The following is a 12,941-nucleotide window of genomic DNA, read 5'->3' as shown; positions in this document are numbered from 1 at the left end:
CGGCGCCCGCCGCCGCACCGGCACCTGCCGCCGCGCCTGCGCCTGCCGCTGCCCCGGCTCCCGCAGCAGCCGCACCGGCCGCTGCGACCGCATCCGGTTCCAACGCCGGCTACGTCACCCCGCTGGTGCGCAAGCTCGCCCATGACAAGGGCATCGACCTGAGCACGGTCACCGGAACCGGTGTCGGCGGGCGCATCCGCAAAGAAGACGTGCTCGCCGCGGTCTCCGCACCGGCCGCATCCTCGGCCGCCGCTCCGTCAACCAAGCGCGCCCCCCTGGAGACCTCGGCCCTGCGCGGCACCACGCAGCCGATGTCGCGACTGCGCAAGGTGGTCGCCGAGCGTGCCGTGGCCTCGATGCAGGCTTCGGCCCAGCTCACCACCGTGGTGGAGGTCGACGTCACCAAGGTCGCTTCCTTCCGCGACTCGGTGAAGGGGGCGTTCGTCGAGAAGACGGGCAACAAGCTCTCCTTCCTGCCGTTCTTCGCTCTGGCCGCCGCCGAGGCGCTGAAGGCGTACCCGATCATCAACGCCACGGTCGACGGCGAATCGATCGTCTACCCCGACCACGAGAGCATCAGCATCGCGGTCGACACCGAGCGCGGCCTCCTCACCCCCGTGGTGAAGAACGCCGGCGACCTCGACATCGCGGGCCTGGCCGCCCAGATCGCCGACCTGGCCGCTCGCACCCGCGACAACAAGCTGAAGCCCGACGAGCTGTCCGGCGGAACGTTCACGCTGACCAACACCGGTTCGCGCGGCGCCCTGTTCGACACGCCGCTGGTCTTCCTTCCGCAGGTCGCCATCCTCGGCACCGGTGTCGTGGTGAAGAAGCCGGTCGTCGTGAAGGTCGACGGCAGCGATGCGATCGCCATCCGCTCGACGGTGTACCTGGCCCTCAGCTACGATCACCGCATCGTCGACGGTGCCGACGCCGCCCGCTTCCTGACCGCGGTCAAGGATCGCCTGGAAGAGGGCGACTTCGCTGCCGACCTCGGCATCTAGCCGCATCGGAAGCGTCGGAACAGAATCTAGAATGGGTCGAACGACCTGATCCGCCAGCCGGCCTCGCCTCTCACCACGAGAAGCGAGGCCGGCTTCGTCGTTCCCGGATCCGGCGCCCCATCCACGAGAGCGACGGTCAGGATGGCCGTGGCACCGATCCGCTGCACGAGCACCGGAGGGGAAGCTGTACCTCCGGCGCTCGGGCCCTCACCCGCATCACCCCTCGTAACCGCCGCAGTCGCCGCCCGGTCGAGGCGCAGGGCGGGCGAGTCTCCCTCGTCCACCCGCTCCAGGCATCCGGAGACCGGAGCACGCAGGCAGGTCTCCCGCTCCCGAAGCAGCACCGTGGCCGCCGCCACCGGATCGTCGGCCCTCAGCGCCGCGTCATCCGCGGGGCCGGCGGACGCGACGCTCGAGGAGGCGACGGCTGCCGGTTCCGGCGAGACCGGCGGTGCAGACGCCGAGACCGGCGGTGCTGCCACAGAAACCGGCGGTGCTGCCACCGAGACCGGCGGCGGACCGGTAACGGACGAGTGCGCCTGGGCACGATCGGTCGCGGCGACCGCATCCTGGGGCGGTACAGACACGCACAAGGCCCCGGCCAGCCCCACCACCGCGACACCAGCACCCGCGATCAGCTTTCGCCGCCGGGACTGCAACCCGCGCCGCACACCGGCCAGAGCGAGTGACCTGATGCCACGCGACCCCTCCACCAGCGCCAGGTAGGCCGGTTCCAGCACAGCGGCGACGGTCTGCTCCGGCGCCTCGATGCTCTCGGTCTCCCGTTCACGCCAGGCCCAGGCCGCCTCGTCGAAGTGCTGATCGAAGCCGTCATCACGCAGGGACGGCTCCGGAACCGTCCCGTCGGCAGTCGCGCGCGAATGCTCGGGAGCGAATTGCGCGATCAGACGGCGGACGGCGGAGCGATCCGTCGCCACCGCGCGCTCGAAGCCGTCCTCTCCCCTGCGGCGAGTAGCGTCGAACCCCAGGAGGGACACGGTGCCGTCGTGATCGACCAGGACGTCGCCCGCGTCGATCCCTCCATGGGCCACCCCGGCCGCGTGCAGCTCACTTACCAGCCGCTCGAGCGCACCTTGCCACGCCCCGGGCGGTGAGTCCCGGTGCGCGCCGGCGGAGTATGATCGCAGGCTCCGGCCCGCGCAGAACGACATCACGATCACCTGCTCGCCCGTCGGCAGGCGCGTGGCATCGAGAAGTCGCGGCATCCCCGGCACCGGATGATCCAGCAGAACCTGGCATTCGGCCACCCGGGCCTGTGCCGAGGGCCCACGGCAGACCTTCAGCACGACCGCCTTCGGAGCGATCTCACCGGTGCGCTCATCGGGAGGCTCCGCGAGGTACACGGCAGCGCTCTCCCCCACTCCGATGACCTCGAGGAGACGGTAGCCGGCGACGGAGGCGAGTGCGTGGGTTGTCATGACTCAAGGCTGATCCGCTGCCGCCTGGAGTCACCCGGATCGGCCGGATCTGTGCACAACCGCCCGGCCTGCCCGCCCTGTGCAGAACTCGCCGCTCGAATCCCCCGGCCGGATCCCCCGATCCAACCTGCCGCGTGGCCCAGGGGCCGGGCGTGACGAAGTATCCTAGGAGGCATGGCACGCCGCACCGAGAAGCCCCAGAAGGCCCCGAAGCCCCCCAAGGAGGCCGGCCGCATCAAGCAGATGTGGCAGGTCTTCAAGATGACCCGCCGCTACGACAGCAGCGCGGTCTGGATCATGGCCCTCGGCTTCGCCGTGCCCGTGCTCGCCGGTGTGGCGCTCGCGCTGATCTTCTCGCGCGACAACGTCTTCGGCCTGGTGATGTGGATCCTCGCAGGTGTGCTGGCGGGCCTGCTCGCCGCCCTGATCATCCTCGGCCGCCGCGCCGAACGCGCCGCGTACAAGCAGATCGAGGGTCAGCCGGGCGCGGTCGGCGCCGTTCTGCGCAGCTCGCTCAAGCGCAGCTGGACGGGCAGCGAGATGCCCGTGGCCGTGAACGGCAAGACGCAGGATGCGGTCTACCGGGCCGTCGGCCGGGGCGGTGTCGTGCTGATCGGCGAGGGCGCGCACTCCCGCACCACCCGCATGCTCGAAGACGAACGCCGCAAGGTGCTGCGTATCCTGCCGAACGTCCCCGTGACGTTCCTGACGGTCGGCAACGACCCCGCAGACGTTCCGCTGCACCGCGTCGCCGCGAAGATGCAGCGCATCAAACCCGCGCTCACCAAGCCCGAGGTGCTGGCCGTGAGCAACCGTCTCACCTCGCTCTCCGGCTCGCCGCTGCCGATCCCCAAGGGCATCGACCCGATGCGGATGCGCCCCCAGCGCGGCCGCTGAGCCGCCGACGTGACGACCTCCACCGGTGGCGCCGCACCCAGCCAGTGGCCGGGTGAGCGCCTCGGTTTCAATCGCGAGGGCCACGGCTCCGTTGCACGGCCCGGCCGGCGCATCGCGGGCCTGCTGATCGACTTCGCGTTCTGCTACGTGATCTACTTCGCCTTCTTCTTCGGCAACGACTGGGCCAGCCTGGTCATCTTCATGATCGAGCAGATCGTGCTGCTGGTGACCCTCGGTGGTGGCATCGGCCACCTCGTGCTCGGGATGCGCCTGGTGCGGCTCGACGGTGGCTACGCCGGCTGGTGGCGCCCGATCCTGCGCACCGTGCTGCTGGTGCTCATCATCCCCGCGGTGATCTGGGATTCCGACCAGAGGGGCCTGCACGACGTCTTCTCCGGCACGGTGCTGGTCAAAAGGTGACTCGCTCCGAGGTGGTACGGCGGCCGTCGGAATCGGCCCCGTAACATCCCGGAAACAATGGCGTCACCGAGGGGTAATCGCCTACCTCTATCCTTGTGAGTGGTTACATCTGTAGCTTTTTCTGTTCCAAGCCATTTGGAGATCTCTCACATGTTCAGTGATTCTTCCGAGGTGCTCAAGTTCATCAAGGACACCGACGTCAAGTTCCTTGACATCCGGTTCACCGACCTCCCCGGTGTCCAGCAGCACTTCAACATTCCCGCCTCCACCGTCGACGAGGAGTTCTTCGCGGTCGGACAGCTCTTCGACGGCTCGTCGATCCGCGGCTTCGCGTCGATCCACGAGTCGGACATGCAGCTCATCCCTGACGTCTCCACGGCTTACATCGACGCTTTCCGCGCCGAGCGCACGCTCATCCTCGTCTTCGACATCTACAACCCGCGGAACGGCGAGATCTACTCCCGCGACCCGCGCCAGGTGGCCAAGAAGGCCGAGAAGTACCTCGCCTCGACCGGCATCGCCGACACCGCGTTCTTCGCCCCCGAGGCCGAGTTCTACATCTTCGACGACGTGCGCTACGAAGTGAAGCAGAACTCGAGCTTCTACGCGGTCGACTCCTCCGAAGGCGCCTGGAACTCCGGCCGCGAAGAAGAGGGCGGCAACCTCGGCAACAAGACGCCTTTCAAGGGCGGCTACTTCCCCGTCAGCCCGGTCGACCAGCACGCCGACCTGCGCGACGACATCTGCCTCAAGCTGATCGACGCGGGCCTCATCCTCGAGCGCTCGCACCACGAGGTCGGCACCGGCGGCCAGGGTGAGATCAACTACCGCTTCGACACTATGGTGCACGCGGCCGACGACATCCTGAAGTTCAAGTACATCGTGAAGAACACGGCGAACCTGTGGGGCAAGACGGCGACGTTCATGCCCAAGCCGCTCTTCGGCGACAACGGATCGGGCATGCACACCCACCAGTCGCTCTGGAACGACGGCAAGCCGCTGTTCTACGACGAGGCCGGCTACGGCGGGCTCAGCGACCTCGCGCGCTGGTACATCGGCGGTCTGCTGAAGCACGCCCCCGCGGTGCTCGCCTTCACGAACCCGACGGTGAACTCCTACCACCGCCTGGTTCCCGGCTTCGAGGCCCCCGTCAACCTGGTCTACTCGGCCGGTAACCGCTCGGCGTCGATCCGTATCCCGATCACGGGCACGAACCCCAAGGCCAAGCGCATCGAATTCCGCGCTCCGGATGCCTCGGGCAACCCGTACCTGGCGTTCGCCGCTCAGCTGATGGCGGGCCTGGACGGCATTCAGAACCGCATCGAGCCGCACGAGCCTGTCGACAAGGACCTCTACGAGCTGCCGCCCGAAGAGGCCAAGAACATCCCCCAGGTTCCGTCGACGCTGGAGGGCGCCCTGGCCGCGCTCGAGGCCGACCACGAGTTCCTCACCAAGGGCAACGTGTTCACGCCCGACCTGATCGAGACCTGGATCTCGTACAAGCGGGAGAACGAGATCAAGCCGATCGCCCAGCGCCCGCACCCCTTCGAGTACGAGCTGTACTACGGGGTGTAGCTAGATCACTGCGATCGCGCGGCGTTAGTCCGCAACGAGTCCGCACGAGCCGCCAGAACACTCTGGACGACGGCTCGTGCGGACTCGTCTTTGTCGGGCCACATGTGCCCGTAGACGTCGAGCGTCGTCTTGGCGGACGAGTGCCGCATCCGCTTCTGCACGGTCTTGATGTCGAGGCCGGCCGCGATGAGCAGCGACGCGAAGTAGTGTCGCAGGTCGTGGATGCGGAACCCCTCGGGCAGGCCGTCGATGCTGTAGCGCGCGGCCCTGAACGCGGTCTCGAGCGTGTACGGAGCGACACCGCGGCCGCACACGCCCACGACGAGGGTCTCGCTCCCCCACTCGGACGGCACCCGGTTCAGCTCGAGCGCGAGCTCAGATGGGATCGGGATCGGCGTCTTCGAGATCTCGGTCTTCAAGGGCTCTGCCGGATACTGGATCGTTGGCGAGATGACGCCGCGCATGAAGTCGACGTCGACGACGCGAAGCGCCGCGATCTCAGCGACTCGTAGGCCCGCGAACGCACCGAGCAGCACCACTGGCTTCATCCCGGCCGGCATCGCCTCGTAGAGCGCCCACACCTGCTCCGTGGTGGCCACGTAGGTCCGCTGCTTCGGGGCCGCCGGGGACGTGCGTCGCCTGACCGGCGAGCGGGCCACCAGGCCATCGTGGACGGCGTTTGAGAAGACGTGAGACAGCCGCGAGTGGAGCGCGTACACGGTCGACGTCGCGAGCCCCTGGGCGGCCAGCTTCGCCGTCCACGCCTCCACCTGCGACGGTCGCACCGCGGCGAGGGGCATGGCTCCGAACTCGGCGGTGATGTGCTTCAGGTGTGATCGTGCCTGCCGGATCGTGGACGGGCGGCCGCCATAGCCTTGCAGCCAAACTACGCACTTCTGCACCCAAGGCTTCTAGCCTCGCTCGCCTCGGGTTCCGGTGCATCACGGACCCGCCGCCGTCTCTTCCGGTGGCGATACAGGGCTGACAACCTGGCATCTGAGGGGGTGCGAACTCGTCAACGGGCGGCCGGCCGGAGCACTAACATCTCGCCGGCCGCCGTCACTCCTTCGGCGGGCTCCTCACGACTTCGTGGAACAACTTGTCTCGGGGTTCTCCGCGAACGATCTTGGCGCGGCCTTGATGGAAAGGGTTCTCCGCGAGACGGAGCACGGTCTGCGGGGCGATTGTGGGTGGCCCCTGGCCAGTGAGCACGACGTTAGCGATGTTGACGAACGCAATCGCGAGCAGATTGCGGCGGTGGTATCGACGAAATTCGTGCATGGCGCGATTCTCAAGCATTTCGTGGTCACGCGGGCTGAGGCCGTAGCTTCCGATGAAGAGCATGTAGCTCTCGCTCGCGATCTGGCGAGAGGACTTGCTTAGGCACTTTCGGATCGCGGAGTCCGCGACCTCTCGGGTGATCGGGTGCTCGGGGTAGCGCAAGACCAGGGGAGTCTTCAGTTCGGTGTCAAGAAGGGTCCATACATCGGCCATCACTCTCAGGTCGGGCGCTTTTTCAAAGCCTTTCGCTGGGACTATCTCGATTCCGAAGCCGATGTCAGCCAACCATGCGGCGGTGAGTAGTAGCGCGACTGTGTGTTGCGCTTCGGTGTCGTGAGCAAGCGTTGCCTTGAGCGCAGGGTACTGCGGGTGTTGCGCCCACCTCTCCAAGGTCTGCGCAACGAGAGGTAGGTGCGCGAGTCGCATCGCGTCGAAGTCGAACGATCCCGTTCGATTCGTCTCTAGATCCCGGGCAACAGACCGCGCGTAGCGGACGAGTTCATAGCCCCAATGGACTCGTTGGGGGTTTCCCGAAGAGATCGCCCGTTCAGCTTCAGCCTTCAGCTTCGGGTACGCATCCCCTAGGAGGCGCTGCAATTGATACGCATGAACTCGCAGGCCCTGCGCGTCCATCAGAGCGAACGAAGCGTCCCTTTGGCTTGCTTTTCCGATCTCACGCTCGTACTCCTGAACCGTGTCTCTCGAATAGATCGCAACGCCATCGTCGGTCAGCATGATCGGCTCTCCGAGGAAGAATGTGCCCGCGTCTGCGACTATTGAGAGTGTGAGCGGCTGCCCAGGCAGCCTCGCCGGAGAATCCACAACTGTGCCGCAACTTGGACACAGGAAGCTGATCCCAAGGATCTGGTTGTATCGCACGCCAGACGCGATCACGAATTGGCAGATAGAGCATATCCAGATCTCCCCCGGAAACCCTTTTGCCTCAATCGCGCGTTCGGAGGGCACAAACAGCGTCTGGAATCCCTGCGAGGCGGGCTGGAGTCCGCGCGTCTGCATCTCGGTCATCTCTGCCCCCTCGGCAGATGATAACGCTTCAGCTCAAGCCGTGTACCTCACCCCGCCCGCCTTACCCGCGGCACGGTGACCGGAACGGCATACCACTTTGACCAAGACCACGAGCTGGGACCTCGAGCGCTCCCAATCCCAGTCCCAGCGATGGCATGCTTTCGATATGCACCTGCTTCCCATCACCGTCCCCGGCTCAGACGTTGAATTTGGATCGAGGGAGAACGGTTGGCAGGTCATGCAAATGTTCACCCAAGTGCGCCGCGCATTTTTCCGAGCGACTATCGCCCTTCTCTGGTTCGAAGCCGCGAATCCGTTCGGCGACGACGACGGCGCCGCGTTCGTGGAGCGCCGCCGTGTCCAGTCGGAGGAGAGCAAGCAACGTCACCGAGCCGCCGAGCGCGTGTACGAAACTTCGAGCGGGCGTCCGGCGTTCGACTGGGACGATGACGCTCCGCAAATCGAGGTTGAGCGTCTCGCTCTCTCGATTGCCGAGGCGCAAAGCGTCGTCCCTTCCAGCTTCCGCGCTCAGTTCCCGTTCATGCATGCGGAGTCATTCGTGTTCGCCTTGGACGGTATCGAAAAGCTAATGTCAGTCATCGCGGGTTGGGAAGGTGCTCCCTCAGAAGCGATCGAAACTTTCCGTGTGTGGAGCACCGAGTTCCCCCAATTGCGGGACATTCGCAATTCCGCGCACCACACTGAGGACAGGATTCGCGGGATCGGCAAGCCGGGCAAGGTTATGAATGTGCCGGTGATTGACATGGGTAATCTGGGCGGTTCGGAATTCAGCATCACCGTGGCTGACGGATCGGTTCAGACGATTGACGTCTCTCTGTCGACTCTCGTTCGTGCTCAGGTATTAGTCCAGCAGATGCACGATGCTTTTGTGTGGACTGCGCCAGGTTGGATCGACCCTCGAGGGTAGTTGTGAGCCCGCCGTGCTCACCGATGAAGTTGGGTCATCTCGTCCTGCGACTGCCACTGCGAGTCGAAGCGTGCCGCACAATCTCAGTCACGGTTGTCCGCCGCATCTGGTTGCACGGCGGCGTTCCTGCGATGACCCCGCTTGCGCAGATCGGAGTTGCCGTGCTCGCTCTCATCGCAGTGTTCGCCACCTCGGCCGCCCTCATCCGCGTCTCACCCTCCGACCCTGGGCCGATCGATGGCGACGAGTAGCACTCGCAGCATTCGTGACGGCAGGGGCCACCGCGCCTACCGCCGCGCCCAGGCGGCCTGAAACGCCGCACCAAGGAGGAGAACCTGCCCTGCGGGTACGGCTCACCCACCGGCGAGGGATGCGGCCAGCCCATCAACACCGCGCTCGACTCGAGAGACCCGATGGCCTTCACCGCCGATCACCCGCAAGCGCTCGGCAACGGTGGCCGCCTCGTCGGCCAGCAGCTGGTCTCGATGCACCTGCGCTGCAACAGCCGGAAGAGCGACCACGCGCCCGTCGAAATCTGGACCGCAACCTGAGGCGACCCCGATAGCCTCGGCCCATGATGCGGCCCACATTCCCCATTCACACGACAGACTCAGACGGAAACGACAACGTCGGCTCAGCCTTCCTAGCCGCGATTAACGGTCGGGATTATCTCGTAACCGCCGCACACGTGCCGACTGGGGAGCAGCCCAAGTCGGACTGGTCGACGTGGCCGGATACGTTGAAGGTGCACGTCGATGCCGGATACTACGAAGTCGACCTATTCAGCTCCGACGGCATGCGAACCCCCAAGTTCGGCTACCTGAAGGGTTCCGGTGTCAACCTAGCCGACGCACTGTGGATGCCCGTCGACACATTCGGCGAGGCAGGTTACGCCCTACTAAGTCAGCACCAGATCCATGTCTTGGAAGCAAGCATCGGTGTGCCGCCGGGCACCCCTCTGCAGGTCTACGGGTTCCCCAACATCGAGACCACATGGCCACCGCCCATCCAAGTCGCAGACGGAACCGTGATCGGAATACGCGGCGGAGCAATGATCGAGGCAGACATCGTGACGGTCAAAGGGTTCTCAGGGGGACCAGCACTGCGTACAGACAATGGACAGTTCCTCGGCCTCCACATCGGCCACCACCCTCAGATCACCGACCCAGGCCAAATCGTGCCCTCACCGGTCCTGCACTTCATGATCAGCCAGATGCCGATGTGACCAGGGGCACCGACACCCGGCGAACCCGAAAAAATCCAGAAACCCCGTACTAGTGCCCACCTCCCGCGCGGTCCTGGCGTGTTTCTCCCCGCGCACGATAGTGCGTGACGCTCGATGCCCGATGACGCGCGATGGAGGTGCACGATGCCACCACCCAGAGCGGTCTGCGGCACGTACGGCGCGTATTGGCGCCATCTGAAGCACGGTGAGCCGGTCGATGCGGCTTGTCGGGCGGCTCAGAAGGAGCACGACGGTGCGCGGTCGACGTCGGCGCCTGCTCGCGCGGCCCGGGCGGCCGCGAAGAAGCCCCCGGCTGACGAGACACCGCCGGCACCTCCCACACCTACTCCGGTGACGGAGGACGGCCACGTGTCGCGGCTCGAGGTGCTGAAGGAGCTACTCGAGGAGCAGAGGCAGTTGCTGCCGACGCTGCGGAAGTCGGACCCGGCGAAGGCTTACCTCCTGATGCGGGAGCAGCGCGAGACGGTTCGGGAGATCGCCGAGCTGCAGGGCAACGGCCAGGTGAAGGGGGGTCACGCTTGCAGACCAGCTCGCCGAAGTCCGTGCTCGTAGGCTCGCAGCGGCCGCGGCTTCATAGGCTCCCGGAGCGCGTGGGCTCGCTCGGCGACGAGGCGCTCGACCTTTGGGGCTGGGAAGAAGAGCGACCCGTGGCAGGAGCTGTCGCTTGACTCGATCTTCTCGATCGACGCGTTCGGCCGCTGGGTGTGCACGGAGCACGGCGAGCTGGTGGCCCGTCAGAACGGCAAGGGCGGCGTGCTGTCGCCGGCCACGATGGCGCACCTCTACCTGTGGCCCAAGCCGGATGGTGAGCCGAAGACGATCGTGCACACGGCGCACCAGTTCAAGACTGCCCGCGAGGCGTTCCTCCGGCTGCGGCGTGTGATCCAGTTGTCGGCGATCCTGATGGGCGAGGTGACCCGCATCTCGACCGGGCACGGCGAGGAAGGGTTCGAGCTCGCGAACGGGAACCGTCTGCTGTACCTGGCGCGTTCTCGGGCGTCGGCTTCACGACCGACGTGCTGATCGTCGACGAGGCGCAGCAGATGGCGCAGGCCGCACTCGACGCGCTGCTGCCCACCATGTCGGCCGTCGACAACACGCAGATCATCTACACCGGCACCGTGCCCGATGAGCTCAACGACTCCGAGGCGTGGGAGGGCGTCCGCGACCGCGGCCGCTCAGGTTCCGACCCGCGCACGGGGTGGATGGAGTTCAGTCCGCCCGGGTCCGAGGATCCCGACGTCGCCGACAAGTTCGACGCGCGCGACGACCGCCGGCAAGTTCGTGTTCCGGTTCTCGATGTCTCTCGTGGGCGTAATCGGACTCGTCTTCATCGGCCTGTTCGTCGACACGTCCGCCGGCCGCGAGGGGTTCACCTACCCCGGTGACGTCGCGATCTGGCGCCCGGTTCTGCGCCTTACCGTGCACGGGTACGTCGCGTTCACCATCACCGCCCTCGCGGCCTGCTCGCACTCCGCAAGTGGCGGCAGCACCTTCTTCGCACCGCCCCCGACCGTGACCTCGTGAAGGTCCGCAACCCCAAGGAGCCATCCTGACCCACGCCATCCCCACTCCCGTCGCGCGCCTTTGGACCGAGTTGGCTCCGAAGCTGATCGCGTTCCTCGCCACCGGCATGACCGCCTCCGGCCGCATCTGGCTCATTCAGTGCGCCGGCGGTCTCTTTGGCTACGACCTTCAGATGCCCACCGAGCTCGCCGTGCTGCTTGTCGGTGTCGTGTCTACCGTGGCCGCATACATCCAGCGCGACAAGCTGCTGCACCTCGCTCCCCGCGAGATCGCATCGAAGGTGCTCATATTCACCCTCACTGGCATCAGCGCCACCGGTATCCTGTTGGCCGCCACAGCCTTCAGTGTCGATCTGTCCGGGTTCTCCCCGCTCATCACCGCTGGGGTGACCATCCTCAGCGCTGTGCTCGGCTACTTGAAACGCGATCAGCGCAGCACGTAGGCGCTCGCCGCCTGAGCGTTCAGTAGAACGTCCACTACCTGGATCGTGACACATCGCATTCAAGCGAACTACAACTCCCCCGCATCTTGTCCTCGGCGAGATGCGGGGGCGTTCACTGTCTAGCTGCGTCGAGTCGCCGATGGGCTCGGTCAGTCGAGGGATGGGCCCATGTTGAATCGCACATCTTTCGCGTTGACGGAGACCCATACGGAGCGTCCACAGCGACACTCACCATCATCGAGGGTGATTTTGTCGAGGCGCCGCACGCGCCCCCGCAAACCACAAACGACTGTCGTCAACCTGAGGGGTTATCTTCGTACCCAGCGCCACAGGACCTTGAATAAGGGCAAGGATTTCGATTGGACGACCTCCTGATTTAGGTCAACGTCTGTGTAACGAGAGCTGGTGCTTTTCCCATCGATGAAGAAGTCGGCATTAGCACGAACTCGATCAAAACTGGAGTCATAGACGTCTCCCCTAACGAATGCGCTACCGGATCTCGTTTGCGGAGGCGGCGCTGGTTGGAGCGTCTTCGGTTGCGGCATGATCGGAATCAGGAAAACTGCGGCCACGATAAAGAGCGCTCCAAGAACGAGCCACCAACCGACGTTGGCATTTGATATCGGGCCCACGGCTCCGATTGCGATGCCTACAGCCGCGAGAACGACTGTCCCGGTCCACTGCCGCCACTCGTGAGCGGCTGCGGGGAGTATCGACCTGTTCATGGCCGGAACTATACCGTCACGTTGCGCAGCTGAGCATGTAGCCATCCGCTTCTCACTCTACTTTCCAGGCTGCGTCTACAAGGACTCTACGATGACCACTGCGCGGGCCGGCGCGCTCCCACCTGAGAGGAGCACCCCGTTGGCCCAGTGGCACCCCGTCGACAACCTCGTGCCCAGCTCATGGGTGTACCAGATCAGCGACGCCGCCGAACCGTTCGCGGAGATTCGGTACGTCGCCGCGGTGAACGCCGAGGGCTTCGAGGTGTGGCGGTTCCGCGCCGTGACCTGGCAGCAGCCACGCGAGCTCATCGGTGACGGCTACTTCGCGTCGCTCGAGGCCGCCGCGAAAGCGTGCGCACAGCACCACGTGTTCGTCTCAGTGCCGCCGGTGCTGAACACGTCACCGTCGCATGCGGGTCGAGGGCTGTAGG

The 12,941-nt window shown here is 65.6% G+C and carries 14 protein-coding genes; 11 read left to right on the top strand and 3 right to left on the bottom strand.

The genetic code is table 11. The features are described 5' to 3' along the window. The coding region (gene sucB, locus Q0D75_RS09235) for a 2-oxoglutarate dehydrogenase, E2 component, dihydrolipoamide succinyltransferase (protein WP_291052175.1) at positions 1–1,004 on the top strand (1,004 nt) is incomplete at its 5' end. 26 nt (positions 1,005–1,030) lie between these two features. Here the strand turns inward: sucB and Q0D75_RS09230 are convergent. After that, on the bottom strand, positions 1,031–2,443 hold the full coding sequence (locus tag Q0D75_RS09230; RefSeq protein ID WP_291052172.1) for a hypothetical protein: 1,413 nt from the start codon (positions 2,441–2,443) through the stop codon (positions 1,031–1,033). Positions 2,444–2,617: 174 nt separating this feature from the next. Between Q0D75_RS09230 and Q0D75_RS09225 the strand changes: the two genes are divergently transcribed. The 3 genes from Q0D75_RS09225 (at position 2,618) to glnA (ending at position 5,335) form a co-directional block, all read left to right on the top strand. Further along, the gene (locus Q0D75_RS09225; RefSeq protein ID WP_291052169.1) at positions 2,618–3,340 is read left to right on the top strand and encodes a DUF4191 domain-containing protein; all 723 of its coding nucleotides are present in this window, start codon (positions 2,618–2,620) and stop codon (positions 3,338–3,340) included. Positions 3,341–3,349: 9 nt separating this feature from the next. Continuing rightward, positions 3,350–3,760, top strand: coding sequence for an RDD family protein (locus Q0D75_RS09220; RefSeq protein ID WP_291052166.1), 411 nt, complete (start codon positions 3,350–3,352; stop codon positions 3,758–3,760). 150 nt (positions 3,761–3,910) lie between these two features. Continuing rightward, entirely contained in the window at positions 3,911–5,335 is a 1,425-nt protein-coding gene (gene glnA / locus Q0D75_RS09215) for a type I glutamate--ammonia ligase (RefSeq protein WP_291052165.1), read from the top strand. A 5-nt stretch (positions 5,336–5,340) separates the two neighbouring features. On the opposite strand, the gene Q0D75_RS09210 is transcribed toward glnA, so the two are convergent. Continuing rightward, positions 5,341–6,135, bottom strand: coding sequence for a site-specific integrase (locus tag Q0D75_RS09210; protein ID WP_291052163.1), 795 nt, complete (start codon positions 6,133–6,135; stop codon positions 5,341–5,343). A 259-nt stretch (positions 6,136–6,394) separates the two neighbouring features. After that, complete coding sequence (locus tag Q0D75_RS09205) at positions 6,395–7,642, bottom strand: hypothetical protein (RefSeq protein WP_291052159.1); 1,248 nt, start codon at positions 7,640–7,642, stop codon at positions 6,395–6,397. A 166-nt stretch (positions 7,643–7,808) separates the two neighbouring features. On the opposite strand from Q0D75_RS09205, the gene Q0D75_RS09200 reads away from it, so the two are divergent. From Q0D75_RS09200 to Q0D75_RS09170, 7 genes are all read left to right on the top strand, one after another. Next, the gene (locus Q0D75_RS09200) at positions 7,809–8,570 is read left to right on the top strand and encodes a hypothetical protein (RefSeq protein WP_291052156.1); all 762 of its coding nucleotides are present in this window, start codon (positions 7,809–7,811) and stop codon (positions 8,568–8,570) included. Between the two features lie 413 nt (positions 8,571–8,983). After that, positions 8,984–9,121, top strand: coding sequence for a hypothetical protein (locus tag Q0D75_RS09195; RefSeq protein ID WP_291052154.1), 138 nt, complete (start codon positions 8,984–8,986; stop codon positions 9,119–9,121). Between the two features lie 23 nt (positions 9,122–9,144). Then, on the top strand, positions 9,145–9,795 hold the full coding sequence (locus Q0D75_RS09190) for a hypothetical protein (RefSeq protein ID WP_291052151.1): 651 nt from the start codon (positions 9,145–9,147) through the stop codon (positions 9,793–9,795). A gap of 723 nt (positions 9,796–10,518) precedes the next feature. Beyond that, on the top strand, positions 10,519–10,839 hold the full coding sequence (locus Q0D75_RS09185; RefSeq protein ID WP_291052148.1) for a hypothetical protein: 321 nt from the start codon (positions 10,519–10,521) through the stop codon (positions 10,837–10,839). Then, positions 10,833–11,204, top strand: a complete 372-nt coding sequence (locus tag Q0D75_RS09180) for a hypothetical protein (RefSeq protein WP_291052146.1) — start codon at positions 10,833–10,835, stop codon at positions 11,202–11,204. Before Q0D75_RS09185 ends, Q0D75_RS09180 begins: the two co-directional genes overlap by 7 nt. Before the next feature lie 209 nt (positions 11,205–11,413). Further along, the gene (locus tag Q0D75_RS09175) at positions 11,414–11,785 is read left to right on the top strand and encodes a hypothetical protein (protein ID WP_291052143.1); all 372 of its coding nucleotides are present in this window, start codon (positions 11,414–11,416) and stop codon (positions 11,783–11,785) included. An 816-nt stretch (positions 11,786–12,601) separates the two neighbouring features. After that, the gene (locus Q0D75_RS09170; RefSeq protein WP_291052141.1) at positions 12,602–12,940 is read left to right on the top strand and encodes a hypothetical protein; all 339 of its coding nucleotides are present in this window, start codon (positions 12,602–12,604) and stop codon (positions 12,938–12,940) included. The last annotated feature ends 1 nt before the right edge of the window (position 12,941 follow it).

This window comes from Herbiconiux sp., from assembly GCF_023264855.1.
Classification (GTDB): Bacteria; Actinomycetota; Actinomycetes; order Actinomycetales; family Microbacteriaceae; genus Herbiconiux.
The sequence above is the reverse complement of the archived record's forward strand: the minus strand, read 5'-3'. Positions and strand labels throughout refer to the sequence as shown.